General features: G+C 45.6%; 15 protein-coding genes. 5 read left to right on the plus strand and 10 right to left on the minus strand.

The features are described 5' to 3' along the window. Window positions 1-4: 4 nt before the first annotated feature. From L9Q40_RS09085 to rplU, 5 genes are all read right to left on the minus strand, one after another. Window positions 5-478, minus strand: coding sequence for a threonine/serine exporter family protein (locus L9Q40_RS09085; RefSeq protein ID WP_014230713.1), 474 nt, complete (start codon window positions 476-478; stop codon window positions 5-7). After that, window positions 475-1,278 (minus strand): threonine/serine exporter family protein, encoded by an 804-nt coding sequence (locus tag L9Q40_RS09090; protein WP_065296297.1) that lies wholly within the window; start codon window positions 1,276-1,278, stop codon window positions 475-477. Before L9Q40_RS09090 ends, L9Q40_RS09085 begins: the two co-directional genes overlap by 4 nt. Before the next feature lie 306 nt (window positions 1,279-1,584). Beyond that, a complete protein-coding gene (gene cgtA / locus L9Q40_RS09095) occupies window positions 1,585-2,760 on the minus strand; it encodes an Obg family GTPase CgtA (RefSeq protein ID WP_014230711.1) in 1,176 nt (391 codons plus the stop codon). 210 nt (window positions 2,761-2,970) lie between these two features. Next, window positions 2,971-3,228 (minus strand): 50S ribosomal protein L27, encoded by a 258-nt coding sequence (gene rpmA, locus L9Q40_RS09100; RefSeq protein ID WP_005383095.1) that lies wholly within the window; start codon window positions 3,226-3,228, stop codon window positions 2,971-2,973. A 20-nt stretch (window positions 3,229-3,248) separates the two neighbouring features. Further along, window positions 3,249-3,560, minus strand: coding sequence for a 50S ribosomal protein L21 (gene rplU / locus L9Q40_RS09105; RefSeq protein ID WP_005383096.1), 312 nt, complete (start codon window positions 3,558-3,560; stop codon window positions 3,249-3,251). 256 nt (window positions 3,561-3,816) lie between these two features. Between rplU and ispB the strand changes: the two genes are divergently transcribed. Next, the gene (gene ispB / locus L9Q40_RS09110; protein WP_014230710.1) at window positions 3,817-4,788 is read left to right on the plus strand and encodes an octaprenyl diphosphate synthase; all 972 of its coding nucleotides are present in this window, start codon (window positions 3,817-3,819) and stop codon (window positions 4,786-4,788) included. A gap of 123 nt (window positions 4,789-4,911) precedes the next feature. On the opposite strand, the gene L9Q40_RS09115 is transcribed toward ispB, so the two are convergent. Then, a complete protein-coding gene (locus L9Q40_RS09115) occupies window positions 4,912-5,103 on the minus strand; it encodes a hypothetical protein (protein WP_014230709.1) in 192 nt (63 codons plus the stop codon). Window positions 5,104-5,216: 113 nt separating this feature from the next. Then, window positions 5,217-6,152: a malate dehydrogenase gene (mdh, locus tag L9Q40_RS09120; RefSeq protein ID WP_014230708.1), complete on the minus strand. Its 936-nt coding sequence runs from the start codon at window positions 6,150-6,152 to the stop codon at window positions 5,217-5,219. 358 nt (window positions 6,153-6,510) lie between these two features. Here mdh and argR point away from each other — a divergent pair, with 358 nt between their 5' ends. From argR to L9Q40_RS09140, 4 genes are all read left to right on the plus strand, one after another. Then, window positions 6,511-6,981: a transcriptional regulator ArgR gene (gene argR, locus L9Q40_RS09125; RefSeq protein WP_014230707.1), complete on the plus strand. Its 471-nt coding sequence runs from the start codon at window positions 6,511-6,513 to the stop codon at window positions 6,979-6,981. 402 nt (window positions 6,982-7,383) lie between these two features. Beyond that, a complete protein-coding gene (locus tag L9Q40_RS09130; protein WP_014230706.1) occupies window positions 7,384-8,352 on the plus strand; it encodes a TAXI family TRAP transporter solute-binding subunit in 969 nt (322 codons plus the stop codon). 468 nt (window positions 8,353-8,820) lie between these two features. Continuing rightward, the gene (locus L9Q40_RS09135) at window positions 8,821-11,400 is read left to right on the plus strand and encodes a TRAP transporter permease (RefSeq protein WP_498793085.1); all 2,580 of its coding nucleotides are present in this window, start codon (window positions 8,821-8,823) and stop codon (window positions 11,398-11,400) included. Window positions 11,401-11,443: 43 nt separating this feature from the next. Further along, the gene (locus L9Q40_RS09140) at window positions 11,444-11,881 is read left to right on the plus strand and encodes a universal stress protein (RefSeq protein ID WP_014230704.1); all 438 of its coding nucleotides are present in this window, start codon (window positions 11,444-11,446) and stop codon (window positions 11,879-11,881) included. 75 nt (window positions 11,882-11,956) lie between these two features. On the opposite strand, the gene thiQ is transcribed toward L9Q40_RS09140, so the two are convergent. Genes thiQ through thiB form a run of 3 tightly spaced genes read right to left on the minus strand, consistent with a single transcriptional unit; the run spans window position 11,957 to window position 15,249 of the window. Then, complete coding sequence (thiQ, locus tag L9Q40_RS09145) at window positions 11,957-12,661, minus strand: thiamine ABC transporter ATP-binding protein (protein ID WP_498793086.1); 705 nt, start codon at window positions 12,659-12,661, stop codon at window positions 11,957-11,959. Further along, window positions 12,655-14,247 carry a thiamine/thiamine pyrophosphate ABC transporter permease ThiP gene (gene thiP, locus L9Q40_RS09150; RefSeq protein ID WP_498793087.1) on the minus strand — a complete coding sequence of 531 codons (1,593 nt, stop codon included), beginning with the start codon at window positions 14,245-14,247 and terminating at the stop codon, window positions 12,655-12,657. The genes thiQ and thiP overlap by 7 nt, the downstream gene beginning before the upstream one ends. A gap of 9 nt (window positions 14,248-14,256) precedes the next feature. Then, window positions 14,257-15,249, minus strand: coding sequence for a thiamine ABC transporter substrate binding subunit (thiB, locus tag L9Q40_RS09155; protein WP_498793088.1), 993 nt, complete (start codon window positions 15,247-15,249; stop codon window positions 14,257-14,259). Between the last annotated feature and the right edge of the window lie 107 nt (window positions 15,250-15,356).

The following is a 15,356-nucleotide window of genomic DNA, read 5'->3' on the forward strand; positions in this document are numbered from 1 at the left end:
GTCCTTATACTATCGGTCTGCGGCGATAGAATAACAGCCCCGGAACAGCAAGGCCAATGGCTAAACCTGCAATAATAAACATGGCCTTAAGAAAATTTTCCATGCACGTCGCAAGTAGCTCAGGTGAGTAACCTAAATGGTTTATCTCTACCATCGCAATCATGGCTTTGTAGGCAAACACGCCGGGAACCATAGGGATCAGAGCAGCAACAGTGAATACTTTCGGGTGGGCCAAAAAGCGACGAGACCAATACACACCAATCATCCCAACTAAGGTCGCCGCGAAGAAGGTTGCCCATTCAATAGGAATCCCGAACTGCATCATTAAATAACGACTACCATGACCAATCGCGCCGCCTACCGCACAATAGATTAATGCTTTATGCGGCACATTGAAGACCAATGCAAAGCCCACTGCCGGAATAGCGGCAAAAAACATGTCGTTTAATAATCCAACCAGCAAATCAACGGTACTCATCTGATGCTCCATCCCCAAATCCCGGTCACACTCATCGCTGCTACAATGCCTAAACAGGTCGCAAGCGTTAATAAACTCGCCATGACAAAGCGGGCAATCCCCATATTGATATGACCTTTGAGCATATCGGCTACCGAGTTAATCAATGGGAAGCCCGGCACTAGCATCAACACTGACGATGCCATCGCGACCGTAGGCAAGTTACCAATCTGATAGATTTCCGCCTGCGCAGAAATTAAGGTCGTCACAAATGCCGTAGCAGCAAAATTGAGTAAAGGATTGAAATGGCGGTGGCCAATTTCCTGGCGAACAATCATGCCGACTGCAGAGGCTAAGAAAGTCATGAAAAATATGCTTATATCCCCTCCCGCTAAATGACTGAATGCCGCACATGATAGTCCGATCATAAAGACCACCAGCCATCGGTTATAGCGCTCAGGACTGATATGATTAAGCTTTTTCTGCGCCATGGTTGAATCGAGCAACCCTCGTTCCATCATGATACAAATACGCTGAATTTGCGTGATAACTCGCATATTGATACCACGATCGGCGCAACTTCGTGTCGTGGTAATACAATGCCCATCCATCAGCGTGGTTACAACAAGTGCATTTGCAGAGAGTGCTACCGCGACTTCATGAACACCACAAGCAAGGCCGATGCGGCGCATTATATCGCTCACTAAGGTACTTTCAGCACCATGAGCAAGCAACATCTGTCCGGCTTGAGCAACGAGGCGAGAAATCGCTCTTTGATTTGATACCGATACCTTTGTGGTAGGTATAGTTTCTAATGCCATAGATACATCTAAGTCCTTTTAGGGTCTGCATAATTAATGATACTAGTTCCAGAAATTAATAAATCATTCTTGCTGGACCAAATCGCCTATAGTCGCGTGAGAATATTAGAATTAGAACCACTAAATACCGCACATTCTTCCTTGCTTTAAACGATGTTTCCTACGCAATTTTATGATCACACATTACTGGCATGAGTATTATTGTGCCGTAAATCACATCATCTAAATATGATTAGATACAAAAAAGCCGCAATAGGCATTGCGGCTTGATTAAATTTTCTTGGTAATTATTACCGGATGATAAAATTAGTCACGAACGTAGACAACGTGACCGTCATCTTCTTCATCGTCCCAGTCATCCCAATCGTCGTCGTCATCTTCAGTAACAACGTCTTTACCAGCCATTGCGTCTTTATGGTAGTCATCCCACATGAAGTTAACTTTATCTTCTTCAGCAACTTCTTCCTCTTCACGAGGTAGGTTTTCCATAAAGTCTGCCAGCTTGTAACAAAGTTCTTTCGTACCAGAACGGTTGATTGCCGAGATCTTAAAGTACTCGTCTTCCCAACCTAGCGCATCCAAGATCTCTTGGATCTTTTCATTCGCCTCATCTTCCGGCATTAGATCAACTTTGTTGAACACCAACCAACGAGGTTTATCAGCTAGCTTTTCACTGTACTGTTCCAACTCATCAATGATCGTTAGTGCGTTTTGCACTGGATCAGACTGATCAATCGGCATGATATCGATCATGTGCAGTAAAACGCGGCAACGTTCTAGGTGTTTCAGGAATCGAATACCTAAACCTGCACCATCCGCAGCGCCTTCAATCAGACCAGGGATATCCGCAACTACAAAGCTTTTCTCAGGTACAACACTAACCACACCTAAGCTTGGGATAAGCGTCGTAAATGGGTAATCCGCCACTTTTGGTTTTGCAGCAGATACAGCGCGAATAAAGGTTGATTTACCGGCGTTTGGCAAGCCAAGCATACCAACGTCAGCAAGCAGTAATAGTTCTAGACGAATTTCACGAACTTCACCTTTAGTACCCAACGTTCTCTGACGAGGAGCGCGGTTTACAGAAGACTTAAAGCGCGTGTTGCCCAGACCGTGCCAACCACCTTTAGCTACCATTACTTTTTTGCCGTGTTCAGCAACTTCCGCAACGATTTCGTTGGTGTGGATATCGACTGCACGAGTACCAACTGGCACACGCATCACAATATCTTTACCACGCTTACCAGTACAGTTACCACCGCGGCCATTTTCTCCACGCTCTGCTTCGTAAAAGCGTTGGAAACGGTAATCGATTAGGGTGTTTAGGTTTTCGTCAGCTTGGATATATACATCGCCGCCGTCACCACCATCACCGCCATCAGGACCACCTTTAGTGATGAATTTTTCACGCCAGAAACTAACAACGCCGCTACCGCCGTCGCCTGCCTGAACTTTTACTACAGCTTCATCTACGAACTTCATCTTTTACTCCGACTACTTCGTGCGTGGATTAAATCTACTTTGTCATCCGACAATTTTAGCAGATGACAGATCTAAACTCCCAGATTCGAATCGCTTTGGATCTACCGAGAAGTTTCGATATGTCGACTGCCTACAAATAAAAAACCCCGCCGATTCGGCAGGGCTTTTGAATTCAGCTTAAAGCTATTAAGTAATTAAGTTAAAAACTAATTACTCAGCTTCGATGCTAACAAACTTACGGTTCTTAGGACCTTTCACTTCGAACTTCACTTTACCTTCAGTAAGAGCGAATAGAGTGTGGTCTTTACCGATACCTACGTTGTTACCAGCGTGGAACTTAGTACCACGTTGACGAACGATGATGTTACCTGCAAGTACAGATTCACCACCGAAACGCTTAACACCTAGACGTTTGCTTTCTGAATCGCGGCCGTTACGAGTAGAACCACCAGCTTTTTTGTGTGCCATTGTTAAACTCTCCTAATAGATTAAGCGTTGATACCAGTGATCTTCACTTCAGTGAACCACTGACGGTGACCCTGTTGCTTACGAGAGTGCTTACGACGACGGAACTTAACGATTTTAACTTTATCGCCACGACCGTGTTGTACAACTTCAGCAACAATTTTGCCGCCCTCTACAAGAGGAGCACCAACTTTGATGTCTTCGCCGTTAGCAACAAGAAGAACTTTATCAAATTCTACAGTTGCACCAGTTTCAACGTCTAATTTCTCTAAACGAAGAGTTTGACCTTCGCTTACACGGTGTTGTTTACCACCAGATTGGAAAACAGCGTACATATTTTACTCCGCTTTTTCCGCACAGCCTTTCGTGAGGGTGTGCGCTAAACTAATCATCAATAGGGCGCAGATTCTACAGAAGAGATGTCCCTATGACAAGCCATATTTTGAAAAAATTGGCGAAAAGCTAATCGCCAAAGAAAAGTGCGGCAATCATGCCCTTTAGTAATGTATTAATCAACGTTTTTTAGTGTATTATTCGACAATTATATAAATCGAATAAGCCTTGCAGGGTCTAACTTCAGCCGGATATACAATGGATTTTAAAACTATCCAAGCGCTTACTGCCAATGACATGGCAAAAGTGAATGAAACAATTCAAGCCCAACTAAATTCTGATGTCTCTTTAATCAATCAGCTCGGTTTCTATATCGTCAGTGGTGGAGGCAAACGCCTAAGACCGCTATTGGCGATTTTGTCGGCCCGTGCGCTTGGTTATCAAGGCAGCGGTCATACCATGGCAGCTGCGTTTATTGAGTTCATCCATACAGCAACGCTGTTGCACGATGATGTGGTAGACGAGTCAGATATGCGCCGTGGTAAAGCGACCGCAAATGCTGCCTTTGGCAACGCAGCAAGCGTGCTAGTTGGGGATTTTATCTACACTCGCTCATTCCAGATGATGACTGAGCTAGGATCCATGAAGATCCTTCAGTTAATGAGTAACGCCGTAAACGTGATCGCCGAAGGTGAAGTTCAGCAATTAATGAACTGTAACGATCCTGACACGACAGAAGAAAGCTACATGCAGGTCATCTACTCTAAGACGGCACGCCTGTTTGAGTCTGCGACACAAATTGGTGCCATCCTGAATGATGCCCCTGAGCACGTTGAAATCGCATTACAGAATTACGGTAAGTACTTAGGTACCGCGTTCCAACTGATTGACGACGTCATGGACTACACATCAGATGGCGAAGATATGGGTAAAAATGTTGGCGATGATTTAGCAGAAGGTAAACCTACCCTTCCTCTACTTCATGCGATGAGAAACACGACACCTGAAAATGCTCAGATGATCCGTGAAGCGATCGAGAAAGCAAACGGAATGGATCGTCTTGACGATATCCTCGCTGTCATGAAAGAAGCAGGTTCTTTAGAGTACACGACTCAAAAAGCCCTCGACGAAGCCGACAAGGCAATCGCGGAGCTGTCTGTACTGCCTGAGTCAGAGTATAAAGAAGCACTCGTTACACTGGCTCATGTAGCGGTTAAACGCACTCGATAAGCACTGCTAACTGGACCAGCAAGGCGATCAATTATAACCACCGACCAACGTTGGTGGTCTAAGGCTGAAAATAAAAAGGAAGAGCACGCTCTTCCTTTTCTCGTTCCAGTGTTGTTTGCTCAGCTAATAATAACGGTCGCTCCCTCCGTGTAGCTGCGGGTCATCTTCTATCTCGTCAAACGTGACTGCGATTTGCTGGTCAGTTCCCTGTTTAGCCAGTAAAACGGTTTCTGCTTCACGATCAACGACAAGAATCGTACCGACACCTTGTTGGCACTCTACAACCATGCCTTTACGGATTCGACTTGCTTCCATACCCTACTCCTGATTGACATTGTTGGCGTTACACCTTTTACGTCAGACAGAATAAAGGGATCAAAAAAGCCGACCCTAAGATCGGCTTTTTGTAAACGTATAAACGCTTAAAATTATTTCGCGAACTCAACACCGATGTTGATATCACCATTTAGCGTTTCTAGCATGTTGTCTAGAGCAGACTTTTCGTAGTCGCTTAGTGCACCGTAGCTTAGTACTTCCTCAACACCTTCTTTACCTAGCTTCACTGGCTGAGCAAAGTATGGTGCGTGCTCACCGTCACCTTCAACGTAAGCACACTCAACAACGCCTTCTTCACCTTGAAGAGCACGTACTAGAGACAGACCAAAGCGACACGCTGCTTGGCCCATAGATAGAGTTGCACTACCGCCACCCGCTTTCGCTTCAACGACTTCAGTACCCGCGTTTTGGATACGCTTAGTCAGTGCTTCAACTTCTTCAGCAGTAAACTCAACGCCTTCTACTTGAGAAAGCAGAGGAAGAATAGTCACACCTGAATGACCACCGATAACTGGTACACGAACATCACTTGGATCTTTGTCTTTCAGCTCAGCAACGAAGGTTTCTGAACGAATAACGTCAAGTGTAGTTACACCGAATAGTCTGCGCTTGTCATAAACGCCAGCTTTTTTAAGTACTTCTGCAGCGATTGGCACAGTAGTATTCACAGGGTTAGTGATGATACCAACACATGCTTTCGGACAAACTACAGCAATTTTCTCAGCCAATGCCTTAACGATACCAGCATTAACGTTAAATAGATCCGCACGATCCATACCTGGCTTACGTGCAACACCAGCAGAAATTAGAACCACATCTGCGCCTTCCAGTGCAGGTGTTGGATCCTCACCTGCGTATCCTTTGATCGATACTGGTGTTGGGATGTGGCTAAGATCAGCGGCAACACCTGGAGTTACAGGGGCAATATCATATAGGGCTAAATCAGAACCAGCAGGAAGACGGTTCTTTAGTAAAAGGGCAAGGGCTTGACCGATACCGCCAGCGGCACCAATAACGGCTACTTTCATGTAGTTCTCCTTGAGAGTATTTTTTTATAAATGTATTTGTAGGGTAGTTTTTAACCAACCAAGTAAAGCTATAGGAATCACAACTTGATTACAATCAATTAACGCCAGCTTTGCGACCTCGCGCAAATCCGCATTTTCGTGCTACACAAACGGTTGGATTATTCTTTTATTCATTTGAAATGACAATAGATTACGGGAAATAAAACGGATGTATGATTCACGATTAAATGGAATGTCATTCTGTTTATAATTTACAGTGATGTAACTAGCATTATCTCGGGACTTTTTGGAACTGTCTGAATATATATGCGAGAATATGCAAAATTGCTGATCCGTAATTAAGAGAATCATAATGACTATGCGCAATACTGAAAAACAAGATAACCTAGTTCGAGCTTTTAAAGCCCTGTTAAAGGAAGAAAGCTTTGGCTCACAGGGCGAGATTGTTGATGCTCTAAAACTGCAAGGTTTTGAAAGTATTAACCAATCTAAAGTGTCTCGCATGCTGACTAAGTTTGGTGCTGTTCGTACCCGTAATGCAAAAATGGAAATGGTTTACTGTCTTCCTGCAGAACTTGGGGTCCCAACGACAAGCAGTTCTTTGCGTGAACTCGTGTTGGATATCGACCACAATGCCGCGTTAGTTGTTATCCATACTGGTCCTGGCGCCGCGCAGCTTATCGCTCGTATGCTGGACTCTCTTGGCAAATCTGAAGGCATCTTGGGTGTTGTCGCTGGTGATGACACTATCTTTATCACTCCGACGTTGCCAGTATCGACAGAGCAGTTGTTCAAATCCGTGTGTGAACTGTTCGAATACACTGGCTAACAACTGTAGGTTGAAGTCACCTAACTGATTGTGAGCTATAAGATAAATCCTATTCTGTAGCTCACAATTTCCTTCCCCTATCGCGTTTTAAGGCTATTTTTTAATCATTTTTTTGTGATGTGCATCACGCTATTAATTTTTCCTTCCTTTCCCCACATTCAATCGTAAACTACTGTTATAAAAGAAATAAAATAACAACTTAATCACTGGCTATTAACGCAATCTTCAGGTTTATTCGCTATAACTTTTAACAGTCGGATAATTTTCTGCCAATTTTTTGTTATGATTTGTTCGCTTTTTCAAACAATTGGATTGGAAAAGATGCCGTTTCCAAACAGGAAACTCCAGAAGTGATTGATGGTTATTTCCGGGTAAATAATGAAATATAAGGAAGGGAATTTCATGGCATTTAACAAACTACTCAAAGTAGGCGCTATCGCTGCAGCCGTTATGGGTGCAGGCGCAGTTAACGCTCAAGAGTTTATTACTATCGGTACGGGCTCGGTGACAGGTGTTTACTATCCTACTGGCGGTGCTATCTGTAAATTGGTCAACAAAGGTCGTAAAGATCACAACATTCGTTGTTCCGTTGAGTCGACTGGTGGTTCTATTTACAACGTTAACACTATCCGTGCTGGCGAATTAGACTTCGGTATCGTTCAGTCGGATTGGCAGTACCATGGCTACAACGGTACGAGTGAGTTTGCTGCACAAGGCCCGTACAATAAGCTACGCGCAATGTTCTCTCTGCATACTGAACCTTTCAACATCATTGCTCGATCAGACTCTGGCATCGAAAACGTTAAAGACCTGAAAGGTAAACGCGTCAACATCGGTAACCCAGGTTCTGGTGACCGTGCAACAATGGGCGTAGTGATGGACGCGATGGGCTGGACCCTAGATAGCTTCCAGTTAGCTTCAGAGCTTAAAGGTTCTGAGCGTTCTCAAGCACTTTGTGACAACAAAATCGACGCATTTATTTACATGGTTGGTCACCCAAATGGCTCAATCAAAGAAGCAACCACATCATGTGATGCTAAGCTAGTTCCAGCGACTGGTCCTGAGATCGACAAGATCGTTTCAAGTACCCCTTACTACGCGTACAGCACAGTACCTGCCGGCATGTATCGTGGTACGGATCAAGATGTGAAGAGCTTTGGTGTAGCTGCAACAATGGTTACTTCAACAGACGTTTCTGATGAAGTGGCATACAATGTTGCAAAAGCAGTATTCGAAAACTTCGACACATTCAAACGCCTGCACCCAGCTTTCGCGAACCTGAAAAAAGAAGACATGGTGAAAGCAGGTCTTTCAATTCCTCTTCATCCAGGCGCGGCTAAGTACTACAAGGAAGTGGGACTGCTAAAATAAGCACCACGGACTCTAAACCAAGGCAGGAACAAGTAGTTTCTGCCTGATTTAGTATGCTGGTTGTCGCAGGATCGCCAGCATACTTTGTTTATTACCTAAGGCGCTTCTGGATGCCAAACTTAATGTGACTGGCTTGTTCTGGTTTTTGAGAGCCTGCAACATTCCAAAGTCATGGTAAGTCACCCGACATTTGTCAGTTTTGCCGCTGATTCATTTCTCCATGAAGACAGCGATAAACCCCGCATCTGGAAATCATCTGGGTATATTCGTCGGTTTTTCTAAAACCTCACACTCATGCCAAGAAAACACTTTAACGCCGCCAATTCAGAGCTTCTAACGAGTCTCATTTAAATTTCAGGCAGCGGAATACTCGACTGCAAACTTCGCTCAGTTCACTACACTGATAGAAGCGAAGTGAGTTTTCGACATATAAAACAGGCAGAACCATCAATAATAAGGAAAAAGTACATGGCGACGAACAAAGCCCCGTCACAAGATGTGCAAGATATGGTGGCTCAGGCAGACACAGGGGCACGTAGCCCATCTGGCATACAAGGACGAATCCTCTGGTTTGTCCCACTGTGTTGGTCACTATTTCAGTTATGGTATGCATCACCATTACCATTTTTTTTTAATTTTGGCGTACTTAATGACACTGAAGCTCGTGCGATTCACTTAACATTTGCGATCTTTCTGGCTTTCACTGCTTATCCTGCAATGAAAAATTCCCCACGCGATCATATTCCGGCTGTCGACTGGATTCTTGCGCTTGCTGGTAGCTTTTCAGCGTCTTATATCTATCTCTTTTATACGGAACTCGCCGGACGTTCAGGCGCGCCAACCACGCCTGACATTGTTGTCGCCGTGATTGGTATGGTGCTTCTTCTGGAAGCCACACGACGTGCACTTGGTCCACCACTGATGCTTGTCGCTGCGGTATTCCTTACCTACACCTTCGCTGGCCCATACATGCCAGACGTCATTGCCCATAAAGGCGCGAGCTTGAATAAAGCGATGTCTCACTTATGGCTAACAACTGAAGGTGTATTTGGTGTGGCTTTAGGCGTTTCGACTTCCTTCGTATTCTTGTTCGTACTCTTTGGTGCGATGCTAGAACGAGCTGGCGCTGGTGCTTACTTCATTAAAGTGGCCTTCTCACTATTAGGTCACATGAGAGGTGGTCCGGCAAAAGCGGCCGTTGTGGCTTCAGGTCTTTCAGGCCTTGTATCAGGCTCTTCGATTGCGAACGTAGTAACTACCGGTACCTTTACGATTCCGTTGATGAAGCGCGTTGGTTTCCCGGGAACCAAAGCAGGTGCGGTAGAAGTAGCAGCATCTACTAACGGTCAGTTGACGCCTCCTATCATGGGTGCCGCTGCATTTTTGATGGTGGAATACGTTGGGATCTCGTACGTTGAAGTTATCAAAGCGGCAATCTTGCCAGCACTTATCTCGTATATCGCATTGATTTACATCGTTCACCTTGAAGCATGTAAAGCAGGCATGACGGGGTTACCTCGTCGTCATAACCCAACCATGCTGCAAAGCATGTTGTCGTTCACCGGAACCATTTTAGGACTTTGTGTCATCAGTGCGCTGGTTTACTACGGCGTCGGCTGGACGAAAGATGTCTTTGGTGAGGCTGCAACACCTATCGTGATGGTTGCTCTTCTTATTGCTTATGTTGCTTTAGTTAAAGTATCGGCGAATCACACCAAAGATGGCGCGATCAATATCGATGAAGAGCTGACTGAAGTACCTGAACCGGGACCAACAGTAAAATCGGGGCTTCATTTCTTACTGCCAATTGTGGTTCTGGTTTGGTGTTTAACCGTCGAGCGATTCTCTCCAGGTTTATCTGCATTCTGGGCGACCGTGTTCATGATTTTCATCCTGTTAACGCAACGCCCGCTAATTGCATTGCTATCTAAACAAGGCGGTATTGGAGAACAGACGAAAGAAGGCTTTATTGATCTTCTGGAAAGTTTGGTTTCTGGTGCGCGTAACATGATTGGTATCGGTGTGGCGACAGCCGCTGCTGGTACGGTGGTCGGTGTGGTAACTCTGACTGGTATTGGCCTGGTCATGACTGACTTTGTCGAATTCATCTCTGGTGGTAGTGTGTTCTTAATGCTGCTGTTCACCGCAGTGATCAGCTTGGTATTAGGTATGGGCCTTCCTACCACGGCAAACTACATCGTCGTATCGACGCTGATGGCTCCAGTAATTGTCACGCTTGGCGCGGCACATGGGCTTATCATCCCACTGATTGCTGTTCACCTATTCGTGTTCTATTTCGGTATTTTGGCCGACGATACACCGCCAGTGGGCTTAGCCGCCTTTGCTGCTGCAGCCATTGCGAAATCAGATCCGATCCGAACCGGTATTCAGGGCTTCACCTATGATATCCGTACCGCCATTTTGCCATTTATGTTCGTCTTCAATACCCAACTGCTATTGATGGGTATCGACACATGGTGGCATTTAGCCCTGACCATCATGTCCTCCATTATAGCGATGCTGATATTTTCCGCCGCTACTCAAGGTTGGTGGTTTACTCGCAATAAGTGGTGGGAAACCGTCCTATTATTGGTACTGACATTTTCCTTCTTCCGCCCGGGATTCTGGTGGGACATGATGTTCCCTGCCAAAGTACTTTCCCCAGGGGTTGAAGTCGCTCAAATTGTCGAGGGACTAAGTGTGGGACAATCAATCGAGCTGCGTGTTTCAGGACAGAACCTAGAAGGTGAGAACGTTGAAAAAACTGTACTGCTGCCGTTTGACGACAATGCAACAACCGCAGAAGAACGTATCTCATCAATGGGTCTGATGCTGGTCGAAAACGACGGCAAAATGATCGTTGATATGGTGGAATTTGGTAGCCCTGCTGAATCCTCTGGTATCGATTTTGACTGGGAGATCAAATCGGTCGTTCAAGACGCTGATCGCCCAATGAAAGAGTGGGTGTTTGTGCCTTGCTTATTGATTCTGCTGGCACTAGCGATGAACCAGAAACGTCGTATGCGCAAAGAACAACTGAGCGCCTAAACGATTCCCCCCGGGAGACCGGGGGCTGAGTGAGAGAAATTGAATGTATAAACAAATTCTTGTTCCGGTAGACCTTAATGATCAAGGCTTCTCAGACCGAGCGGTTGAACTGGCTGTTTGGCATGCGAAGCAAGCGAATGCGGTCATCCATTTGCTGACGGTTGTACCTGGTATCCATATGTCGATGGTCGCGACTTACTTTCCAAAAGATGCTGCCCTAAAGATGAAGCAAGATGTCGAAAAGCAGTTAACGACGTTTGCGGAAGACAACATCAAGGAAGACGTCACCTATAGTATCCACGTGGCAGAAGGTAAGCCGTACACGACCATTATTGAACACGCTAAGCGTTTAGGGATTGACCTGATCATCATGCCAAGCCACAAGCGTTCGAAAATCAATAAAGTGATGCTCGGCTCAGTAGCCAGCAAAGTGGTGGAGTATTCTCCCGTCAACGTGATGGTAGTGAAGCCACAAAGCTAAAGTCACTAAACGATCGAGACAAAAGAAAAAGGTTGATGTTTACATCAACCTTTTGTTTTTCTAACCCAATAGAGCTTAACCAGCTGCCCGAACGAAGGCTTGTAAAGCCTCACTTGAATGTGTCACGCAGAGCTGACCTATCTCACCTGCCGCCTCAATTTTCCCACCTGCAACAAACGCAAAGTGACTTGCTATGGCTTTTGCATCATTGAGATGATGGGTCACCATAAGTACGGTAATTCCTCGTTCTGCTGCCAATCTTTTCACTAAGCTAAGCATCTCTTCACGAAGCACAGGATCGAGCGCAGAGAAAGGTTCATCCAACAGCCACACCGGATGAGGCTGGACAAAACAACGTGCTAACGCAACACGTTGGCGTTGACCACCAGAGAGATGCTCTGGCAATCGGTCGAGGTACTCTGCAACACCAACCTGCTGCGCGGCTTGCTCAACCTGAAGCTTTTGGTCTGCGGTGAGCTTTAAGCCCGGATGCAATCCTAAACTGATGTTGTCGCGCACCGACAAATGAGCAAACAAGTTATGCTCCTGAAACAACATTGAGAATGGACGCAGATAAGGTTCTTTACCGACAATGGATTCGCCATCAACTTGGATATCCCCCTGGTCAGGATGGATAAAGCCAGCGACCAGTGCCAACAATGTCGATTTACCCGCCCCACTCGGCCCCATCAACGAGACAATCTGACCGCGCTCAATGGTTAAATCAAAACGAAACAGTTCACTTTGATAGGTGTATTGCACATCATCCAACACTAACATTGTGCGCTCTCCTTCGTTTTTAATACTTTTTCAATCAGAGTAAAGCAGCCAACACTAAGCAAGAGTAAGGTGACCGAAACCACCGCTGCCGCTTCCATCTGATAACTGCCGAGCAGTTGGAATAAATACAATGGCAAGGTTCTGAATTCTTGTCCGCCAAATAGCGCAATCGCACTTAAGTCCCCTATCGCAAACATAAAGCTGATTGCGAAAGCGTGAGCAAAAGGTTTACGTAGTGCTCGCCATTCCACAACTTTAAATCGCTGCCAGCCTCGCATCCCTAAGCTGGCACAAACGTATTGATACTGCTGTTCAATGTGTAACATCGGCTGTGCTAACGTCTTAATCACATACGGCAGCGCCATCAGACCGTTAACCAGTATGACGACAAAAAATGCCAGACTGAAAACATCGGTAAAGGAACGGAGCAACAAAAACAAACCAGTGCTGATCACCAGGCCCGGCGTTACCAAAATAATGGTACCAACCAACTCAATTTGATCCGCCCGTGAGTTTTTATACTCCAGACGCCAACGCCGACTGGTGAGCAAAATGGAAACGCCAGCAGCCACTGCAAGAGTGCTCGCCATTGCTGCAACTTTTAAAGAGTTAAATAGCGCAGACCAAAAACGTTCGTCATTTAATACTGAGCCAACCTGTTGATTTATGCCGCTCAGAATCACCATCGCAAGTGGTGGGATAACCAGTAAAAAGGCACCCATGATCCAAAAGCTATCCCAAGCTTTTGACCACCCATGATCCTTCGTTAAGTATTGCTGTACCGATGTGCTGCCAGAGCTTATAGAAACTGGCTTTGTCAGCTTCTGTACGCCTATCGCGATCACACCGCACAACAACATTTGCCACAGTGCTAATAGCGCACCAGCCTGCAGGTCAAAGTCAAATTTTATCGCTTGGTAAATGGCCAACTCAATGGTGGTCGATTTAGGCCCGCCTCCCAGTGCCATCACCGTGGCAAAACTGGTAAAGCACAGCATAAAAACGAGGCCGCTTACATGTGGCAATTGTTGTCTTAATCGAGGCCACTCAACCCAACGAAACTTATCCCAATGGCTCATGCCGAGATGAGCACATAGCTTATGTTGCTCAGCAGGAATCGACTCCAGTGTTTGCAACAATAGTCGCGCAGCATAAGGCAGATTAAAGAACACATGCGCAAGTAAAATACCGTTCAAGCCATAGATAGAAAATGGCAGGTTGGCATCAAATGTTTGTAACCATTGGGCAATCAAACCGCTGTTGCCATATATCGCCAACAATCCAAAAACCCCGACTAAAACAGGCAGAACTAAGGTGGAAGCGAACAGTTTGAGCAGTAATGACTTACCGAAAAATTCACGGCGGGAAAGCGAATGGGCGACGGGAATCGCTAAACCCACACTAATCAACGTGGATAAAAAAGCCTGATAGAAGCTGAACTTAGTAACGTGCTGATAATAAGGATCATGCCAAATCAGCAACACATCCATAGACGGAGCCTGAAAAGCTAAAGCACTCAGCGCAGAAAGAACAAAGGCCGCGATGACTATCGCGACCCCTATGCCTAATTTGGGTACAGTATTCAAAGGTAACTCTTAGAAAGTCAGGGCGCTTTGCCATTCACGAATCCAAGTCTTACGCATTTTCGCCACTTCTTCGGCGCTAAAGCTCAGTGGCTTACTTGGTACGTTCAAGGTTTCAAAGCCTTTTGGAAGGGCAACGTCAGTGACTGGGTACATCCAGTTACCCGTTGGCATTGCTGACTGGAATTCATCACTCAAAATAAAATTCATGAATTCGTCAGCCAACTCGGCATTCTTCGAACCTTTCACTTTGGCAGCAACTTCCACTTGCATGTAATGCCCTTCAGCAAAATCAGCAGTAGCAAACTTAGCGTCTTGTTCTGCAATCAGGTGGTAAGCTGGTGATGTCGTGTAAGAAAGCACTAAGTCAGACTCACCATTAAGGAACATGGAATAAGCTTCAGACCAACCTTTGGTCACGGTAACGGTTTTGCCAGCCAATTGCTGCCAAGCTTGGGTAGCATTGTCGCCATAGATTGATTTCATCCACAGCATCAAACCCTGCCCCGGAGTTGAAGTACGAGGGTCCTGATAAATCACTTTAAGATCATCACGCTCTTCCACCAGCTCTTTCATGCTTTTTGGCGGGTTAGCCAATTTTTCTTTGTTGTAAACGAATGCGAAATAACCATAGTCGTAAGGCACGAATGTTTTATCGTCCCAGCCCGTTGGTAAAATGGTTTTAGAGGTATCGACCTTGTGCTCTGTAAGCAGACCCGTTTTCTGTGCCTCGACCATCAGATTGTTGTCCAGACCCAGAACAATATCGGCTTTGCTATTACTGCCTTCCAAGCGAAGACGGTTCAAAATCGATACGCCATCATCAAGAGCAACGAAATTTACGTCACAGCCGCATTTCGCTTCAAAAGCTTGTTCGAGTTTAGGACCCGGTCCCCAATCCGCAGCGAATGAGTCGTAGGTGTAGATGGTCAATGTGTTTTCAGCAGCAAACGCTGAAGTTGTTGTCATTGCAGCAAGGGCAATTAGGCTTAGAGTGGTTTTCACTGCTCGCTCTCCACGTGTATTTCAGAGAAATTAGTTGAGCGGCACAGGTATGAGGTGGCTATTTGGGATTGCTAATATCCAGACTCAATTCCTACGCCAGCATTATC

This window comes from Allocatenococcus thiocycli (assembly GCF_921292965.1).
Taxonomy (GTDB): domain Bacteria; phylum Pseudomonadota; class Gammaproteobacteria; order Enterobacterales; family Vibrionaceae; genus Vibrio; species Vibrio natriegens.

Bases quoted from the DNA above. Each gene is read 5' to 3' on its own strand.
- L9Q40_RS09085 (WP_014230713.1), bottom strand. From the start codon at position 478: ATGAGTACCGTTGATTTGCTGGTTGGATTATTAAACGACATGTTTTTT.
- L9Q40_RS09090 (WP_065296297.1), bottom strand. From the start codon at position 1,278: ATGGCATTAGAAACTATACCTACCACAAAGGTATCGGTATCAAATCAA.
- cgtA (WP_014230711.1), bottom strand. From the start codon at position 2,760: ATGAAGTTCGTAGATGAAGCTGTAGTAAAAGTTCAGGCAGGCGACGGC.
- rpmA (WP_005383095.1), bottom strand. From the start codon at position 3,228: ATGGCACACAAAAAAGCTGGTGGTTCTACTCGTAACGGCCGCGATTCA.
- rplU (WP_005383096.1), bottom strand. From the start codon at position 3,560: ATGTACGCTGTTTTCCAATCTGGTGGTAAACAACACCGTGTAAGCGAA.
- ispB (WP_014230710.1), top strand. From the start codon at position 3,817: ATGGATTTTAAAACTATCCAAGCGCTTACTGCCAATGACATGGCAAAA.
- L9Q40_RS09115 (WP_014230709.1), bottom strand. From the start codon at position 5,103: ATGGAAGCAAGTCGAATCCGTAAAGGCATGGTTGTAGAGTGCCAACAA.
- mdh (WP_014230708.1), bottom strand. From the start codon at position 6,152: ATGAAAGTAGCCGTTATTGGTGCCGCTGGCGGTATCGGTCAAGCCCTT.
- argR (WP_014230707.1), top strand. From the start codon at position 6,511: ATGCGCAATACTGAAAAACAAGATAACCTAGTTCGAGCTTTTAAAGCC.
- L9Q40_RS09130 (WP_014230706.1), top strand. From the start codon at position 7,384: ATGGCATTTAACAAACTACTCAAAGTAGGCGCTATCGCTGCAGCCGTT.
- L9Q40_RS09135 (WP_498793085.1), top strand. From the start codon at position 8,821: ATGGCGACGAACAAAGCCCCGTCACAAGATGTGCAAGATATGGTGGCT.
- L9Q40_RS09140 (WP_014230704.1), top strand. From the start codon at position 11,444: ATGTATAAACAAATTCTTGTTCCGGTAGACCTTAATGATCAAGGCTTC.
- thiQ (WP_498793086.1), bottom strand. From the start codon at position 12,661: ATGTTAGTGTTGGATGATGTGCAATACACCTATCAAAGTGAACTGTTT.